Source organism: Legionella lytica, assembly GCF_044626755.1.
Taxonomy (GTDB): domain Bacteria; phylum Pseudomonadota; class Gammaproteobacteria; order Legionellales; family Legionellaceae; genus Legionella; species Legionella lytica_A.
Genome location: NZ_JBGORX010000002.1, coordinates 81,087 through 98,715 on the forward strand (window position 1 = coordinate 81,087; position 17,629 = coordinate 98,715).

Sequence of the window (17,629 nt, forward strand, 5' to 3'; positions counted from 1 at the left end):
CGAGAGATGGACGACTTAACTAAAGGATGGTGCCCCAAAAGGGGCTGATAAATGATCAATTGAGGTTGTTTGCCTAGCCTATTTTTTTCATCAAAAAAAGCGTTCGCGAAGTATCTTGAATAGCGCGCTCCTCCACTATGGTATAGTAATGAGAAAAAATATTCCTGAATGACTCTAAATGATAATTCGGGAAAATATCCGCCCTGCTGGCTAGCAGTCGCTTTACCTGAGAATCTTCCTTAGGTACGAATTCAATTAGCAAGTAATCGCCTAATCGAGAGAAATGCTCCGCAATAAGCTCAAGAGGGACATTATTGGAAATAGCTAAATGATGAATTAACGCCAGGGCCATAATTAAATCTACCTTGCCGCCACGCTCGACTAAGCCATCCCTTTCTCTTTGTTGCCAACCGAGGCTTGAACTGGGATTAGTTAAATCCTGCAGCAGCGGCAGAATAGATTGGTCCTTATCCTTTTTAATTTTTTGATAGTTGGTCTCAACAGCCATCGGATCGATATCAAAGCAAGTAACTTTTGCTCCAGCACCGGCAATAACCCGACTGTAATAACCATTATTACCACCTAAGTCCCAGGCAGAACGAGCTCCAGAAAGAAGGAATAACTCGTTAACGATGTCGGCCTTGTGCTTGGTTGCCGCATCCGAATAGTTGGTTTGATTGTAATAATCACCCCATTCGGTTTTTATTGGCGACCAGGTTATTTTTTTAATTAAAGAGCTAAGATTATCAATCAGGCCCAATAAATTTATTTTAGAAATTTTCTGACTACGCGCGGCGTTCACATTGCCCGCATTACTATATTTTTGCTGAACCTTGGCATGCGCATGAATGTGGGCAAAAATAGAAAATGAAAACTTGCTTTTGAAAGGTAATAACTTACTTGCCAGATCAAGGGGTATGCCATCAATATATTGCTGAGTGAGCTTACCCATGCGAATATCTACTTTAGCCATTAATAATAAGGGGGCTAAAAAGTGTCGACAAAACTGGTTATAAGCAACCCAAGGTTCTCCTTCCTTATAGAGAGCAAAAGAAGACGTATCAATGAAGATAGGCTTCCCCTGATGGAATTGCACATTATAAGCACTGGCATCCTTTAAAATCATTCCATGTTCAATCGCTCGTTTTGCAATTTCCAAGGTCAATAAAGCAGCATCTTTAAACTGAGAGAAAGACCATTCATAACAATAGGATATCAGTCTTATTTCTTCCGGCTTTAAAACTACTTGAGCTTGTTCATTGAAGGCCAATTCAAGAGCAACTTCCTGGTGAGGAATTAAATAACCTTTCGCTTGTAATTCTTTATATAGTCCGGAGGCCATAAGATGCTGATAGTCGGCATGACCTGCCTCAGTAATTTGGCGATAGATTTCCCCATTCAGCTTATAAACTTGTCCACAAGGATCCCGGAAAGAGGAACGATGCCCTTCTACTTTATGGAGCAATTGATTAGGCTTGTTGGCTGTCATTATCATCTTTTATTTTTTCACTCCTGGAAAACAATTTTGCCTTTAATTTATGCCAATAAGTTTTTAATATAAAAAGTCCACCAGTAATCGCTGCAATAGTAGACTGAATGATTAAACTACCTGTACCTGGATCTAAATAAGCGTAAGCGTTAGATATCCAGATAAAAGATGAAAGTGCAATAAGAATGTATTTCATATTGTTCCCTTATGAATTTTGTAATTACTGAATGTTAAAATTAGTCTATTTTGACCATATTACTCGATTAATATAATCAACATAACTCGTTACAATGCGAACCATTTTTTTCGAAACACTACCACCCTCATAATCTGCAACGACGTTAAACGTACGTGAACTTTGATTATGTTGGGAGGTGACTATACGGACCGCATCCAGGACACTAGCGGACTTGAGGCCACACATGACCAAGGTCGCATCATCCATCCCTTCTGGACGCTCATGCGTATTGCGAATAGTTACCGCGGGAAGATTGAGCAGTGATGCTTCTTCGGTGATGGTGCCACTGTCAGACAAAACACAAAATGCTTCCATTTGCAGTTTAATGTAATCGAGAAAACCAAAAGGTTTTAAGAAGCGAATGCGTGAATCCAATCCGGCGACATTGAGACTCTCTAATCGCTTTCGAGTGCGCGGATGTGTAGAAACTACCACCGGCATATTATACGTTTGTGCCAAAGACTGTAAGGTATCTAATAAATCCTGTAGATTCTCTGGAACGTCTACATTTTCTTCACGATGATTGCTGACTAAAAAATACTGCTGGGGTTGTAAATCAAGTTGAGCCAATATGTTTGAGGGTAAAATCTTAGGCATAAAATGCTCAAGTACTTCCTGCATATGAGAACCGGTTTTAATGATTCGTTCTGCGGGGATACCCTCATTAATTAAATAGCGGCGTGCATGTTCTGACAACACCAAATTAATATCGCTCAAATGATCCAGTACTTTACGGTTTAATTCTTCAGGAACCCGCTGATCAAAACAACGGTTACCTGCTTCCATATGGAATACCGGGATTTTACGACGTTTAGCCGAAAGAACTGCTAAACACGAATTGGTATCCCCATAAAGCAACAGCGCATCTGGTTTTTCTTTTTCCAATACTTCATCGGCTTTTTCAATGATGCGCGCAATGGCTTGGGCAGCGGTGTCACCTACTGCCTCTAAAAAATAATCAGGTTTCCGGATTTCCAAGTCATCAAAAAAGATTTGATTCAGTTCATAATCAAAATTCTGTCCTGTATGCACTAAAACATGGTTTGTATGTTTATCAAATTCAGCAATGACGCGTGACATCTTTATTAATTCAGGTCTGGTACCTACTATGGTCATTACTTTAAGCATTTGGAATATCCTACTTTAAACATGATAAGGGGCGTAAATTATCATAAAATGAATCATAATAACAGGAGCGCTCAAGAGAACATTTATTTCAATATAAGTGCTTCAACTACGTCTACGATTTCCTTCACCAGAAGGAAATTTCCGCGAGTTTCAACATTTAATCGTAACAGCGGCTCGGTATTGGATGCGCGCAAATTGAGTCGCATTTGTTCAAACTCAAGGCTAATGCCATCAGTGCGGTCAATTTTAGGCTGTAAGGCAGAAAAATGAGCTTCTACACGCTCCATTACTAACTTGGCATCAGCCACTTCATAATTAATTTCACCGCTGCAGGGAAAGGCACGGACACATTCATCAATAAGGCTCTTTAACGACTTGCCAGTCTGACTCACTAATTCAATCACTAATAACCAAGGAATCATGCCACTATCACAGTAAGCGAAATCGCGGAAGTAATGATGTCCACTCATCTCTCCCCCGTAAATTGCGTTTTCACTACGCATACGCTCTTTGATAAATGCATGGCCTGTTTTGCATTGTATTGCCTGGCCATTAGCACGCTGAGCAATATCAATTGTGTTCCAGGTAAGGCGAGGGTCGTGAATTATTTTGCCACCAGGCTCTTTCTTGAGAAAAGCGTCGGCTAATAAGCCCACCAGATAGTATCCTTCAATGAACTCACCTTCATCATCAAACAAGAAACAGCGGTCAAAATCACCATCCCAGGCAATCCCCATATCGGCGTGGTGAGCCTTTACCGCCTCTGCCGTTGCTTGACGGTTTTCCAGGAGCAAGGGATTAGGAATGCCATGGGGAAAATCACCATTAGCTTCGTGATGAATTTTAATAAAACTAACGGGAATATTCGCTGCTTTAAAACGTGCTTCGATGGCATCGACAACGTGTCCTGCTGCGCCATTGCCCGCATCAACTACTAATTTTAATGGTTTTAATTGTTGCGGATTAATGTAGCTTAGTAGGTGTCCGACATAAGCATCCAGGAGATTTAATTGCTTGTATTGTCCTTTATGCGCCACAGGTTGGAATTCATTTTTTAGCACCAGCTCTTCAATAGCCTTTAAGCCTGTATCGCCGCTAATGGGTGCAGCATCCTTACGCACTAATTTCATGCCGTTGTAATCAATAGGGTTATGGCTGGCAGTCACTTCGATTCCGCCATCCACGCCTAAATAAAAAGTCGCAAAATAGACCTCTTCGGTACCGGTCATGCCAATATCAATAACATTGGCTCCAGCATCCATGATGCCACGCGCTAAAGCCTGTTTTAATGGTTCACTACTATGACGCACATCACTGCCCACCACCACCGAATTGGCGTTTAGAAATTGAGTGTATGCAAAACCAATGCGGTATGCGAGCTCTTCATTCAAATCAACACCAAGCTTACCGCGAATATCATAAGACTTAAAACTGGGGAGTTTCATCTCAATTAACCTCTTCCATAGTTATCTTGAAAACGTACAATATCATCCTCACCCAGATAATCACCGCTTTGCACCTCAATCATCACCAGATCAAGTACTCCTGGGTTTTCCAGGCGGTGTTTGCAACCGGCGGGTATATAAGTAGACTCGTTAACACGCACAAAAAACTCTTCTTCACCATTCACGACTTTAGCCATACCACTTACCACAATCCAATGCTCACTGCGATGATGATGCATCTGCAGGCTTAAGCTTGCTCCCGGTTTTACTTCAATACGTTTTATCTTAAAGCGCTCGCTTTGCTCCAAAATGGTATAAGTACCCCAAGGACGATATACCGTGCGATGTAATTTATACGCCTCATGACCACAGGCTTTTAATTGGGTATAAATATGTTTTACGTCCTGAGCCCGTGACTTTTCGGCAACGAGCAAGGCATCGGGAGTATCTACAATTAATAAGTTATCAAGGCCCACCGCACCAACCAAGCGATTATCACTTCTTATATCGCAATTGGTTACCTCATGCAAAAACACATCTCCATCACCTTCCAAGCGATTCCCTTGCGCATCAGGCTCTATCAATTCGTCAATAGAGGTCCATGAACCTACATCGCTCCAGCCGATTTGACAGGGTATCACCGCGATATTTTCCGCTTTTTCCATGACCGCATAGTCAATAGAATTATCTGGGACTTGTGCAAAGGTTTCCTCATCTAACTCCAAACCCACAACATTTTGGTAATGCACCAAGTGTGACTTAGCAAAACAAGTACGCACGGCTTGCAAAATTTCAGGACAATGCTGCTCAAGAGCATGCAACATAGCCCCTGCGGAGAATAAGAACATTCCTGAGTTCCACAGGAAACGACCGGAAATTAAATATTCCTGGGCTTTATCTAAGGCGGGCTTTTCTACGAAGCGTACTACTCGATTGACATCCGCTTCAATGTATCCATATTCTGTTTTAGGCTCCGTGGGAGAAATGCCAAAAGTGACCAACTTATCATTACCAGCCAACTCTAAAGCCTCATTCACTGCAGTCTGGAATGCATCTTGATTCAGAATTAAATGATCCGCGGCTAAAACCAGCATCATCGCCTGCTCACCATGCAAATTAATAGTATTCAGTACTGCAGATGCGATGGCTGCAGCCGTGTTACGGCCGACGGGCTCCATAATGTAGGAGGTTTTAATATGATTCGCATTAACCTCGGAGCTTTCCTCAATCATTTTAAACAAAAACTCTTTATTGGTCACGATCATCGCCTCCCGTACATTAGGTAAAGAAGCACCGCGAATAAAGGCTTTTTGAAATAAACTTTGTCCATCGGCAAGACGCATGAAAGGCTTAGGGTGTAATTCACGGGAAACTGGCCAAAGGCGTGAACCTGCTCCGCCACAAAGAATGATTGGTATTAGTTGCATTCCTGAGTTCCTTTTTTTGCAGGTCCGTAGTCTGTGGCCATGTTTGCCAACAACGACGAACCTAAACTTAGTTACGCGCTCTGCTGCAATAATTCTCGAGCGTGTGAGCGTGTTTGTTCTGTTATGGTTAAGCCGCCTAACATGCGGGCGATTTCATCGATTTTTTCCGCTGGTTGCAATAAGGAAATACGAGTGAAGGTTTGCGTATTATCACTACTCTTTTCTACCATAAAATGGTTGTGCGCTGAGGCGGCAACCTGAGGTTGATGAGTAACACAAAATACCTGTAAGCGTTCCCCTAATTTACGCAACATTTGTCCTACTAAGGCCGCGGTAACACCGCCAATACCCACATCAACCTCATCAAATAATAAGGTTGGTGTAGAACCTTGTTGGGCGGTAATCATTTGAATGGCTAAGCCAATTCGCGAGAGTTCACCACCGGAGGCAATTTTGCTTAGTGCGTCAGGCTGCATACCGGGGTTAGTACATACTTTATATTCGACTTTATCCATCCCATGCGCATACATCTTGTCTAATGGAATGATGTCAATTTCCACCCATCCCTTAGGCATCCCTAACTGTTGAATACTGGTGGTGATTTCCTGGGCCAATTTGGGTGCATGCTCTTGTCGGGCCCCTCTTAAATGGTTTGCTGCTTGTTCGTAAGCCGCCACCAAATCGCGGTGTTGGCGTTGGAGCTCGGCTAATTTGCCTTCGCTGTCTTGTAAGAGGGTTAATTCATTTTGTAGGCGCTGTGCGTGCTCTGCCAGTTGACTGCTGTCGACATGATACTTTCGCGCCAATTGATGAATGATACTCATGCGGCTTTCTATTTCATGCAAGCGCTCTGGATCAAGATGCACGCGTTCGGCAAATTGTTGCATTTCACCAATGGCTTCTTCACATTGAATTAAAGCACCGTTAATTAATTCATAGGTATTTTTGATTTGCGCCTGCTCTTGCGGTAGCTGGCTAAGCAATTGCAAAATATGATTTAAGCTGGTACACACATTCGGTTCGTCTTCAGCATTTAATAAACCATGAATGTGTTGGCTGTGTTGCAAGTATTCTTTCGCATGGTGCATCATTTGATGCTCTTGGTACAAGGCCGCAATTTCATTCTCTTGTAGATTTAATGCGGAAAGCTCTTCAATTTGGAATTTTAGTAATTCAACACGGTCGGCTTGCTGCTCTAAACCGTGTAAGCTATCAATTTCTTGCTGAACCTTTTGACACTGTTTGTACAGGCGGGCCACTTCATCAACCAGGCGATGACTCTTCGCGTACTGGTCTAATTGTTGGCGATGGGTAGCATGCTGCATCAGGGTTTGGGTCTGATGTTGTCCATGAATATGCACGAGCTTTTCGCTCAGCTCTTTAATTTTTTGTAAGGGAAAAGGTTGGCCGTTAATGTAGGATTTTGAACGTCCTTCAGCATAGATTACCCGACGTAAATAAACTTCGCCATCATCACAAGGAATATCTTGCTCGGCAAGCCATTGTGCCGGCTCCGAATTTTGATGCACGTAAAAACCTGCCGTGATATCACATTTATCCTGACCGGGACGAATTACTGATGCATCGGCGCGTTCGCCTAATGCCAACAATAAGGCATCGATCATAATCGACTTACCTGCCCCGGTTTCCCCGGTAAAGGCGGTCATTCCCTGCGTGAAATCTAATTCCAGGTGTTGCACGATGGCAAATTGTTCAATGCACAAAGTTGTAAGCATGATTTATCCCTGATGTGTGGATTCCCAACCAAGCTTGGATCGTAATGTATCATAGTAATGATAATCAAGTGGGTGCAACAATCGTAATTGATGTGCATCTTTTTGAATCGCTACTCGCTGCCCTGCTTTCACCATCCGTGACTGATGACCATCACAACTCACACACAAATCCGCCTCATTGCTTTCATTAATGTGTAATTCAATTTTTGATTCACCATCAACGACCAAGGGACGTGAACTTAAGCTGTGTGAAAACATCGGCACCAGCACAATAGCATTCAATTCAGGATGCATAATGGGGCCACCGGCAGATAAGGCATAGGCCGTAGAACCCGTGGGTGTCGATAAAATCATCCCATCAGAGCGGTAATGACTGACCAACTGCTCATTTACGTATACGGAGAATTCGATTAAATGGGTTTCATTACCACGAGAAAGCACCACGTCATTTACGGCATCACCTTCAAAATAAGTCTCGTTGTCATCATAGATACGAGTATGCAATAAGAAACGTTTTTCTTCTTTATATTGTCCAGCCAAAACTGCGCTAAGCTGACTTTCAATATCATGAGGTAAAATATCGGTCAAAAAGCCTAAGCGACCGCGGTTAATCCCGATAACCGGTGTATTTACTTTCGTCGCCATGCGAGCGGCGGAAATCAAGCTACCATCCCCGCCAATCACAATGATCAAATCGTTTTTTTCACCCATCTCATTTTTAGTTAAGACCGGTAATTGCACGTCAAAACCCAACAAAGTGTCAACGTCTTGGTAGACGCTAACCTTTTGGCTTTCCAAGAACTCAACCAAGCGATTTAAGCTGTCGTTAACCCCTGGGTTTGCACGATGTTGGCGTGCATATAAAATCACACGCTTAAATTTAGTTTTATTCGTCACTATTTGCTCGAGATGCTTTTTTGCGCTCATGCTCTTTCAGCGCTTTTTTACGAATACGAATTGAATTAGGAGTTACTTCCACCAATTCATCTTCATCAATAAATTCCAATGCTTGTTCCAGAGTTAATCTGATTGGTGGCGTTAGAATAATATTTTCATCCGTACCTGAAGCACGCATGTTGGTTAATTGCTTTTCTTTAGTTACATTCACAACCAGATCATTATCACGAGCATGAATACCAACCACCATACCTTCGTAACAAGGTGTTTGGTGCTCAACAAATAAACGTCCACGCTCTTGTAAGTTAAATAAAGCAAAAGCACGTGCAGCCCCTTGGCAGTTGGCGATTAATACACCATTCACACGCTTCCCAATACGCCCTTTATATGCAGGACCATAATGATCGTACACGTGATACATCAAGCCAGTACCGGAAGTAGCTGATAAGAACTCGCTATGAAAGCCAATAAGGCCGCGCGTTGGGATGATGTAATCTAAACGCACTCGCCCTTTGCCATCTGGAACCATATCTTGCATTTCACCACGGCGCTCACCCAATTTTTCCATGATCGCACCTTGATGGTTCTCTTCCACATCAACGGTTAAGCGCTCATAGGGCTCTTGTTGTTCGCCATCAACTTCATGCAGAATTACTTCTGGCTTACAGATTGCCAGCTCATAGCCTTCACGACGCATGGTTTCAATCAGAATAGATAAATGTAATTCACCACGACCAGAAACACGGAACTTATCCGGATCGTCGCAATCTTCAACGCGTAAGGCCACGTTGTGTAATAACTCAGTATCTAAACGCTCACGAATTTTACGTGAGGTAACAAATTTACCGTCTTGCCCCACAAAAGGCGAATCATTTACCTGGAAGGTCATACTGATGGTTGGCTCGTCAACCGAAAGTGCGGGTAACCCCTCAACCATAGCCGGATCGCAAACTGTATCGGAAATCTTCAAGCCTTCGATACCGGTAATCGCTATGATATCACCAGCGCTTGCCTGGTCAATCTCCACACGCTCCAAACCTCTAAAGCCTAAGAGCTGTAATAAACGGCCAGAACGAATGTTGCCGTCTTTATCCATGATTTTCACCGGCGATTTGGCTTTGATTTGACCGCGAGTAATACGACCAATACCAATAGTTCCTACATAAGATGAGTAATCCAAAGAACTGATTTGCATTTGGAATGGGCCTTCAGCATCAACTTGTGGCGCATGAACCTTATCAATAATCGTTTGCAATAAAGCGCTCATGTCTGTGGCTTCATCTTCTAGATTCAGCTTAGCATAGCCATTTAATGCAGAAGCATAAACAACTGGGAAATCTAACTGCTCATCGGTGGCACCAAGATTATCAAACAAATCAAATACTTGGTCCATAACCCAATCAGGTCGTGCACCAGGGCGGTCAATTTTATTGATCACCACGATTGGATTTAATCCTTGTGCGAACGCTTTTTGCGTTACGAAGCGAGTTTGTGGCATAGGGCCGTCTACCGCATCAACCAGCAAGAGCACGCAATCTACCATCGACAGAATTCGCTCAACTTCACCACCGAAGTCCGCGTGTCCTGGAGTGTCCACAATATTAATTTGGTGATCATTCCAGTACACACAAGTGTTTTTAGCTAGAATGGTAATGCCTCGTTCTTTTTCTAAAGCATTCGAATCCATAACGCGCTCAACTTTAGGAGCTCGTTCATTAAGAGTACCTGTTTGTTGTAAAAGTTTATCAACAAGGGTGGTTTTGCCATGGTCTACGTGTGCAATGATGGCAATATTGCGAATCTGTTCAATCATAAATAGCCTTTAAAGGAAAAAACAATGTATTTGTTCATAGATTCGACATTATACATCAATAGGCAACTAAAACCTATCCAGCCCGTTAATTAAGCTCAATTCAATGGAATATGCGGGCTTATGTTTAAGCACATATAAAATAAAAACTACTGATTTGCCTTAAAATACACATAAATACTAAAGCTTTGCTAGACTAGTAGTGTGAGGAGCTTAAAAACGGGGGCTATATGCAACCATTAATTTTACATCCTACTGATATTAGCCAATGGCATGCCTTGGTCAATGAGGCTCAAGCGACAACTCGGCTGGTACTCAATGAAAACACTGAAAGTTATTTGGTGTTTTTATTAATGCGCTTTTCTCAAGGAACCAAGCTCATTGAATCAGTTGTTGCGCTTGACTTTTTAGAGTCGGTTCATAAACCACGTCTCATGCAAACACAATATCTACGCGATGTCGGCGATAAAAGCTTACTTTTCTGTGGTCTTTTTCCTGGAATCGCCAAGCGACGCCATGTCAGTCTCAGTTATTTTTCCGAAATGGGACAGGCAGCTTATTTAAGTGTAAGTGAATTGGAGGCAAAACCCTCCTCCGAGCTTTACATTGAACTGAGTGAGCAATTTATTAACCTACAACAAATCTTGCAGGCAATGCGCGGGCAATGCGTGCAACTAATCCAAACGGATTGTAATCTGTTGTCTTCGATGAAACTAACATTGCAGTAGCAATCGCGATGGCTTCTTCTCGCGAGGGGCTTCGAATTGATGGATACCGCGGTCAAGCCGCGGTAATTCGGCATTCCAAGAGGTCAATAAAAAAGAGCAAGCCAAGCTTAGATAGCGAGGTAATAAGAGTTTGTAGCCAACACCTAGCCGCTCCTATTTATGAAATAACATGGCGACATCAATCGCATCGAAGAGGTATTCTGTATTACAAAAGTCACAACGAATATCTATTTTACCTTGCTCTTCTAATAATTCATGTGCCTCTTTCTCGCCGAGGGTATTAATAACCTGTCGCATTTTTTCCAGGCTGCAGCGGCATTGGAATTTGGTACGACGACTGTCAAAAACGCGTACTTCGGTTTCATTATATAAGCGATAAAGTAAGGTTTGGTTATCTAAGGTTAACAATTCTTCTTCACTAACGGTTTGTCCTAGTTGTACCGCATACTCCCAGAACTGCTCTCGTTGCACCGAGTCTTGCCCAGGCATTAATTGCAATAACATTCCAGCAGCCGCATTTTCATTCACTGCGAGCCAAACACGTGTAGATATTTGTTCTGATTGAGCGAAATAATTCATTAAATTTTCGCTCATTGACGTGGATTGTATCGGCACCATACTTTGATATGAGTTGGTCTGATTATCCTGATTAATCGTCATCACCATCTGCCCACTAAGGAAGGCTTTAGCATAATCCTCAGTTTCCAAAGACCCTTCAAAGCGCGCAAAAGCTCTTACGTTCAGCTCATGGTCGCATTGCACCAAGAGCAAAGACAAACGCTTATCCCCCTGGAATTGTAAATTCAAACTGCCCTCAAATTTAATACTGGAAGCCAGCAACAAGCAGGAAACAATAGCCTCACCCAACAAATTTTTAACCATAGGCGGGTAATTACGTTGCGCCATAATGGTTTGATAGGTTTGTTCGATGTGTACTATTTCGCCGCGAATATTGGCATGTTCAAAAATAAAGCGTTGCAGGGTATCGGATTCTTTCATAATGAACTCAAGTGCATAAATACGAAGGTATTCTATCTTAAGTTTAGTCCCTAATGAATAACATTTTATACTTAAAATAAGGCATTAGCAGCAAAATCAGCAATTTCATCATGATAGGTAAACCTAATAAGTTATCGTTACTGTAATCGTATCGGCATAAGTAGTTCCTGGTGTTACATTCTGAGCAACAGGCATGCGGCCATAGACGGTATAATTCCTTGTTACCGAAAGTAAGGACAATAAATAAGCATCACTCACCGTACTGGTTCCTGAAGTTCCATCCCCCCAGACCGTGGCATAGGTAGAGCTGGTATACAGATTATATTGCAGCAATGAGCCCCCCAGAGCCATCTTTCTTGCAGAAAAGCTGCCATTTTGCCCTGCGTTTAAGGAAATAACATAGGAAACATTCAGACCGGCAACCAAGGCAGAACAAGTCACGCCAACATTACCGGTAGCAGTCAAAGCACTGGCGGAAAGAGGATTATATGTACCAAAGGCTACGGCACTTGCACTAGTAGAGCATGAGCAGTTAATGCCAATACAGCTGGCATTAACCATGCCATTACTGAGCAGGATGAAAAATGAAATGATGAATTTTAATTGCATAATGTTCGCTCTTTTTGTACTGCCTTTCCTGAGGCAGGAATATCTATGGAGAAATGACACATCTGCTCCTCCCAGCGTGCAGTGCCAGATAAACGCGTACCGCCCTGGCTACTAATAAAGGCTTGGCCATAATAACCTACAGGTATCGGGGCAGGGTCCTCATCCATATAAACTACCGCCCCAGCGGGTACGGGCTCACCATTATTTTGATGTAAGGTCAACAATATATTTTGGGCCAAAAATAAATCGAACTTTACTAACACGCCACTGCGTCGGTAAGGCGTAACCGTGCGACTCGCCTCTTTAATTTGTGCCGTAAGCGGCAACTTACTGGTATCGAGTTTAATTTCATTAGGCTGATAAGCTAATAGTTGCGGGACATATAAATACCCGGCCTTATTCGTTTTACCAATAGGCTGGTTGCGATACAAAACCTCAGCATTATGAAAACCCGATGCATCAACTAAAGCAAAACTTTGATCCACATAGCGAGCAAAGAAAGTACGATGAGCAAAGTTGATAACGCTCCCCCGAGCGTTCACCTCTCCGTATTGGCCCCCATTAGTATTGATATAACGCGCCCCCAATAAGCCTTGATTGGTTTGCCAATTAGCCTCACCAATTACCGGACTACTTTTATTATCTGCCGCCGTAAAACGATAACCATAGCCATTACCTAGGGGTAAGTTTTTAATCAGCTGAATGTTTTCCTGATGCTGACCACTTTGGCTATATTCATTAAGGCTAATCGATTTATTGCCACCATCCAGAGGAATGCTCAAGGTGGCAAAAATTTGTTGACTATTTCGCTCTCGTAAATCGCTTAGTCCACTTACAGTGAAAAAAACGCGCTTAAATAGATTTTTGCTGTAACTAAGCATCAATACCTGAGAATTAGGCAACAAATATTCATAGGGAGCTGCCAAGACCGGATTAAACGCGTTATTCAGTGCAGTATAAGTTAAAGAAACCGCCCCCCAGTGTTCTGTTGATAACCCAACAAAGGATTGTAATGTAAAATTGGGATATCCTTTATTACGAAAAGTGCCAATCTGAAAATAATCATGATTAGCAACTGTAGCCTGCGCTCCATAACTTAAAAAAGTAGTTTGCCTGCGAAAGCCCACACTCATTAAGCCACCTAACCCACGTTTAATTTGCCCATCAGACCAAGATTTTGTCTTGGCGGTATGACTGCCTGCTACCCCTACGCTTAAAACTCCCACTGTTCCTAACAAATAATGATTAGAAAATCCTAGCGTTTGATGCTCCTTTAATAGCTCAAGATGAACACCAGCCGTATCGTGTTCCGTTAGCCCTAAAGAATAAGTAGCAACACCTAATGCCTGTCCATATTGGTAATTGCGAGTGCCATACCACGACCGCATACTTCCGACCTCAAATGAATAATCAGCAAGCCCGGGCTTTAATAATACGGGTGCTGCATAATAGGAAAATGTGCTGATTTGTTCTCGGCCTAACATATCTTTGGCCATCACTTGAATAGTTCCTGCTCCAGTGATTACTGGAAGTTGTGCTAAATAATAAGTTCCCCGCTCCACCGATTGCCTGTAATTTTCCATTCCATTCACTAATACATCGATTGATGAGGGTAAAATAGCCTCGCCAGAAATAACTGGCTGAGGGAACGTGATTAAAGAAGGTTGCGTAGTAAAATTAGTAGCATATTGCACCCCGGCAAAACGCACCGCTCCATTCCATACAAGGCCTGAGCTAATCGAATCACCAAAACGCCAACTGGCAATATGTTCGGGCTCATCGATAGTCCACGATGTTTCTAAACGTGTCACCCCGTTTTTACACTGAAAAAAGTCGTATCCATTTAATAAAACGCTACTGGTTCCCACACCATAAGGTGTAAACAAACCTGCCTCTGTAAACGATGCGAAATCCGTTTTGCGTGTCCAGCCATTGAAACGACTATTGGCGTCATAATTGAAAAAAGCCCCGGAGTGCTGTGGACGTAAACCTACATTATCTAATTTAATTTTTGTTTTAATTATTTTCTTATGCCAGGCAAGAGGAGTTTTTATGATTAATATAAGCGCATGCTCATCCAAGGCGTACTCAATATTTTCGTACCAATCTAATAGGACATACTCTCTATCTTTATAGTGTATCGGGGCCTGAGTTGTAATAGGAAAACCAAGCGCATTCAGATCTTTTTGCTCAGCCCAGACTTGCTTTTTTTCATCCTGATAGCATCGATAGATTTTAGTACTGGCAATGCCATTAAGGGTCAAAGTCACTAATAGGGGCTGTAGCATCGATTTATTTTCCGCATGTGTGTTCTCAGAAAGCATAAAAAAACCAAGCATGCAGATAAAGACTCTAATCCACATTGATAACCGAGGTTTGGTCATTAATAAATGCTTTAATGGATGTGACTTTATTCTTGGTCAATGCGGGTAACGTCCACTCAGCCTTACTCCCTGGAAGAAGATAAACGAACGTAACTTCTGGCTTCGTTGCAGGCTGTTTTCCGCGAGTATACGCTTGCAATAAATTGATAAATAAAACGTTAGTACCTTTATTCTCCGCCCTCAGTCTGAGCATCGGGCTGTGAGGGGTAAGAACTTGCCAGCTTAATTTTTGCCTAACTGGAGTAGCTGCTTTAATAATAACGGGCAAACTGATACGCAAAGCCATTCTTAACTCGCCTTTACGCTTAATATTTAGCTTGGGAACGACCTCCTGAATGAATAAACGATATGCTTGTTCGTGTTCGCCAAAGCTAGGATTTTCCTGTCCCAACCGCACGGTCTGACTCCCATTGGGGGGTAAGATAAATATTTGCGGCGTTGCAATAAGCGCTTCGGTAGCAGTGTAAACGTCTTTTCCCTTGATTTGTTGCCAGCGAACCATTTCTAGTTGGATGGTTACAGGCTCCGCTTTTTCGTTATTTAAGATCAAGTTCGCAACAGATTGCTGAGGAGAAATCGTTAATAAGGTTGGAGAAACCCCCAAAGCATTTCCCCGAGCTATCACAAGCAACAAAAAAAATATTAAAAACCATTTTGATAACTTTGTTAAAACCAAAACCATAACTACACCATAAAGCAGATGAATTTAATAAGTAACCGTTACTGTTATCGTATCTAAATAGGTATCGATGGGTGCCGCAGTTCCCGCCGCAATTTGTCCGTAAACCGTAGCATTTTGCGCCGCCCCATTTCCTGTAACTGCTGCAGGAGTGTCCGTGCCAGGAGTATTTCCCCAATTAACCGTATGGGCACTGTCTTGATATAAACCATAGGGCAACAAATTTGATGAGGTGGTTTGCCCGGTCATTTTTCGCGTCGTTACCGTGGCGCCAGAGCTGGTTCCGGCACTTAATCCAGTGGTATAGGTTGTTGTATTCGTACACGTAGTAGTAATCGTTCCCGTCGCTGTAGTGGGAGTGCCGCCAACTGGATTGTACGTACCAAAAGCCACCGTTGTGGCTGACACAACACACGCTTTCAGCACGGTTGCAGTTACTTGAAATGTGGTTGTTGCCGTTGCAGCATAAATATTGATTGATATTGGTGTTAAAAGAATTAACACTAAAATTCTTTTCCTATTTTCTTTTAAGAAATTTAAAATTCTTCTCTCCATAAAAAAATCCCTTTTTTTAATATTCCTTTCGGAAAAAATCCTTAAAAAATAATATCAAAATTTAATGATATCGCCAAATAAAATAAGTAAAATCTTTTAGTTCATCGCCGAAGACTTACTGAGTGCGGATATTTTTAGGAAGTTGATCATGGAAAGAACGCTACTCCGAGTGTTACAAATTTATTTATTTCCACTTTTATGCTTTGGAGCCCCCCAAATATTAAATCCTCTTCGAATTTCAAGCACTCCTGGGACTGCTCATTTTAATAGCATTACAACGCTTCCAGGCTTATCTTGCGATGATACCGCAATGAAGTGTATTGCGGTGGGATACTCCCAAAACGCAACTGCAACACAGCCATTAAGTTACACGACAACGGATGGGGGAATCTCCTGGAGTTCGCCCAATCAACTTGCCCAAATTTCATCACGAGCCCAATCGTTCTTATTAGGGATTAACTGCAGTAAAGATGGTATAAGGTGTACGGCGATAGGAGCATCCCTCACCTTGGACACCGGAATCCCCCTTTGCTATACCACTGATGATGGAGGCGCTACTTGGAGTGCTCCGCACACCCTGGCAACACCAGAAAACACACATTTTAATGCCCTCCTTAATATTTTCTGTGATACGAAAAATCAAAACTGTGTTGCTGTGGGCTATTCGAATACCCCAGGAAATGAAATACCCCTGATTTATAATAGCCATAACCATGGAGCCGATTGGAACTACATTCAACCGATATTACCTGAAAATGCATTTACGGGAGTTTTACTTGGGGTCGCTTGCGATAGTGCGCTAACACAATGCCTGGCCGTGGGCTATGCCAATACCGGGAATCTCATTATTCCAATAAGCTATTACAGCAAGGATCGCGGCCTCTCATGGAGCACTTCCACCTTGCTGCCCATTCCCACTCAAGCTACAGCAAGTACATTAGTACAAGTTAACTGCGATGCAAATAGCGGTTTACACTGCATTGCCATAGGCTCTGCCCGCCTATCAGGACATGAAGTCCCTCTCAGCTACCAGAGTACTGACGGAGGCGTTTCATGGGGTAATACCATCTTACTCACCCCCCCGGTATCCGCTGCATCCAGCGGCTTAAATGCACTGCATTGCGACTCATCAACTCTGAGCTGTATAGCCATGGGTTATACCCTCAATAATGGGATAGTACATCCCTTAAATTACTTTAGTGCTAATGGAGAAATTGAGTGGAGCGATGCAACCCTACTTACCTCTCCTTACGAAGAAAATAACTCGTTAACTCTATTATTTCAGCTTACCTGCGATAACCGGATGTTACATTGCCTGACCGTAGGGAACTATATAAATGCTACCTCGGTACTCCCCTTATCCTATTATAGTGAAACAGGAGGTATTAGCTGGGGTGTTCCCCTTCTATTACAAATACCTTCGCCGTGAAAAAGCTAACGCTATTTTTACTCTTTTTTAATGGAGAAATCCCTACGGTGAACTATGCTTAAAAGAACCCCACATA

At 42.5% G+C, this 17,629-nt stretch carries 15 protein-coding genes; 2 read left to right on the forward strand and 13 right to left on the reverse strand.

From position 1 onward, the window contains the following. Positions 1–73 precede the first annotated feature (73 nt). The 8 genes from ACD661_RS07840 to typA form a co-directional block, all read right to left on the reverse strand. Entirely contained in the window at positions 74–1,489 is a 1,416-nt protein-coding gene (locus ACD661_RS07840; RefSeq protein ID WP_400187310.1) for a class I SAM-dependent methyltransferase, read from the reverse strand. Then, positions 1,470–1,685 (reverse strand): hypothetical protein, encoded by a 216-nt coding sequence (locus ACD661_RS07845; protein ID WP_252579826.1) that lies wholly within the window; start codon positions 1,683–1,685, stop codon positions 1,470–1,472. Before ACD661_RS07845 ends, ACD661_RS07840 begins: the two co-directional genes overlap by 20 nt. A 45-nt stretch (positions 1,686–1,730) precedes the next feature. Beyond that, a complete protein-coding gene (gene wecB, locus ACD661_RS07850; protein ID WP_400187311.1) occupies positions 1,731–2,855 on the reverse strand; it encodes a non-hydrolyzing UDP-N-acetylglucosamine 2-epimerase in 1,125 nt (374 codons plus the stop codon). 83 nt (positions 2,856–2,938) lie between these two features. Next, positions 2,939–4,300: a phosphohexomutase domain-containing protein gene (locus ACD661_RS07855; protein WP_400187312.1), complete on the reverse strand. Its 1,362-nt coding sequence runs from the start codon at positions 4,298–4,300 to the stop codon at positions 2,939–2,941. A gap of 5 nt (positions 4,301–4,305) precedes the next feature. After that, complete coding sequence (locus ACD661_RS07860; protein ID WP_400187313.1) at positions 4,306–5,727, reverse strand: mannose-1-phosphate guanylyltransferase/mannose-6-phosphate isomerase; 1,422 nt, start codon at positions 5,725–5,727, stop codon at positions 4,306–4,308. 71 nt (positions 5,728–5,798) lie between these two features. Further along, positions 5,799–7,463, reverse strand: a complete 1,665-nt coding sequence (recN, locus tag ACD661_RS07865; RefSeq protein WP_400187314.1) for a DNA repair protein RecN — start codon at positions 7,461–7,463, stop codon at positions 5,799–5,801. A 3-nt stretch (positions 7,464–7,466) separates the two neighbouring features. Then, on the reverse strand, positions 7,467–8,390 hold the full coding sequence (locus ACD661_RS07870) for an NAD(+) kinase (protein WP_400187315.1): 924 nt from the start codon (positions 8,388–8,390) through the stop codon (positions 7,467–7,469). Next, positions 8,350–10,173: a translational GTPase TypA gene (gene typA / locus ACD661_RS07875; RefSeq protein WP_400187316.1), complete on the reverse strand. Its 1,824-nt coding sequence runs from the start codon at positions 10,171–10,173 to the stop codon at positions 8,350–8,352. Before typA ends, ACD661_RS07870 begins: the two co-directional genes overlap by 41 nt. 227 nt (positions 10,174–10,400) lie before the next feature. Between typA and ACD661_RS07880 the strand changes: the two genes are divergently transcribed. Beyond that, a complete protein-coding gene (locus tag ACD661_RS07880) occupies positions 10,401–10,898 on the forward strand; it encodes a hypothetical protein (RefSeq protein WP_400187317.1) in 498 nt (165 codons plus the stop codon). 153 nt (positions 10,899–11,051) lie between these two features. On the opposite strand, the gene hslO is transcribed toward ACD661_RS07880, so the two are convergent. From hslO to ACD661_RS07905, 5 genes are all read right to left on the reverse strand, one after another. Beyond that, entirely contained in the window at positions 11,052–11,897 is an 846-nt protein-coding gene (gene hslO / locus ACD661_RS07885; protein ID WP_400187318.1) for an Hsp33 family molecular chaperone HslO, read from the reverse strand. A 123-nt stretch (positions 11,898–12,020) separates the two neighbouring features. Further along, positions 12,021–12,506 (reverse strand): Csu type fimbrial protein, encoded by a 486-nt coding sequence (locus ACD661_RS07890; RefSeq protein WP_400187319.1) that lies wholly within the window; start codon positions 12,504–12,506, stop codon positions 12,021–12,023. After that, entirely contained in the window at positions 12,497–14,830 is a 2,334-nt protein-coding gene (locus ACD661_RS07895; RefSeq protein WP_400187320.1) for a fimbria/pilus outer membrane usher protein, read from the reverse strand. The genes ACD661_RS07890 and ACD661_RS07895 overlap by 10 nt, the downstream gene beginning before the upstream one ends. A 28-nt stretch (positions 14,831–14,858) precedes the next feature. Continuing rightward, entirely contained in the window at positions 14,859–15,494 is a 636-nt protein-coding gene (locus ACD661_RS07900) for a fimbrial biogenesis chaperone (RefSeq protein ID WP_400187321.1), read from the reverse strand. Between the two features lie 102 nt (positions 15,495–15,596). After that, on the reverse strand, positions 15,597–16,124 hold the full coding sequence (locus ACD661_RS07905) for a Csu type fimbrial protein (protein ID WP_400187322.1): 528 nt from the start codon (positions 16,122–16,124) through the stop codon (positions 15,597–15,599). A 148-nt stretch (positions 16,125–16,272) separates the two neighbouring features. Here ACD661_RS07905 and ACD661_RS07910 point away from each other — a divergent pair, with 148 nt between their 5' ends. Beyond that, a complete protein-coding gene (locus ACD661_RS07910; protein ID WP_400187323.1) occupies positions 16,273–17,553 on the forward strand; it encodes a sialidase family protein in 1,281 nt (426 codons plus the stop codon). Positions 17,554–17,629 lie beyond the last annotated feature (76 nt).

Coding starts and splice junctions, on each gene's coding strand:
- ACD661_RS07840 (WP_400187310.1), bottom strand. CDS start 1,489: ATGACAGCCAACAAGCCTAATCAATTGCTCCATAAAGTAGAAGGGCAT.
- ACD661_RS07845 (WP_252579826.1), bottom strand. CDS start 1,685: ATGAAATACATTCTTATTGCACTTTCATCTTTTATCTGGATATCTAAC.
- wecB (WP_400187311.1), bottom strand. CDS start 2,855: ATGCTTAAAGTAATGACCATAGTAGGTACCAGACCTGAATTAATAAAG.
- ACD661_RS07855 (WP_400187312.1), bottom strand. CDS start 4,300: ATGAAACTCCCCAGTTTTAAGTCTTATGATATTCGCGGTAAGCTTGGT.
- ACD661_RS07860 (WP_400187313.1), bottom strand. CDS start 5,727: ATGCAACTAATACCAATCATTCTTTGTGGCGGAGCAGGTTCACGCCTT.
- recN (WP_400187314.1), bottom strand. CDS start 7,463: ATGCTTACAACTTTGTGCATTGAACAATTTGCCATCGTGCAACACCTG.
- ACD661_RS07870 (WP_400187315.1), bottom strand. CDS start 8,390: ATGAGCGCAAAAAAGCATCTCGAGCAAATAGTGACGAATAAAACTAAA.
- typA (WP_400187316.1), bottom strand. CDS start 10,173: ATGATTGAACAGATTCGCAATATTGCCATCATTGCACACGTAGACCAT.
- ACD661_RS07880 (WP_400187317.1), top strand. CDS start 10,401: ATGCAACCATTAATTTTACATCCTACTGATATTAGCCAATGGCATGCC.
- hslO (WP_400187318.1), bottom strand. CDS start 11,897: ATGAAAGAATCCGATACCCTGCAACGCTTTATTTTTGAACATGCCAAT.
- ACD661_RS07890 (WP_400187319.1), bottom strand. CDS start 12,506: ATGCAATTAAAATTCATCATTTCATTTTTCATCCTGCTCAGTAATGGC.
- ACD661_RS07895 (WP_400187320.1), bottom strand. CDS start 14,830: ATGCTTTCTGAGAACACACATGCGGAAAATAAATCGATGCTACAGCCC.
- ACD661_RS07905 (WP_400187322.1), bottom strand. CDS start 16,124: ATGGAGAGAAGAATTTTAAATTTCTTAAAAGAAAATAGGAAAAGAATT.
- ACD661_RS07910 (WP_400187323.1), top strand. CDS start 16,273: ATGGAAAGAACGCTACTCCGAGTGTTACAAATTTATTTATTTCCACTT.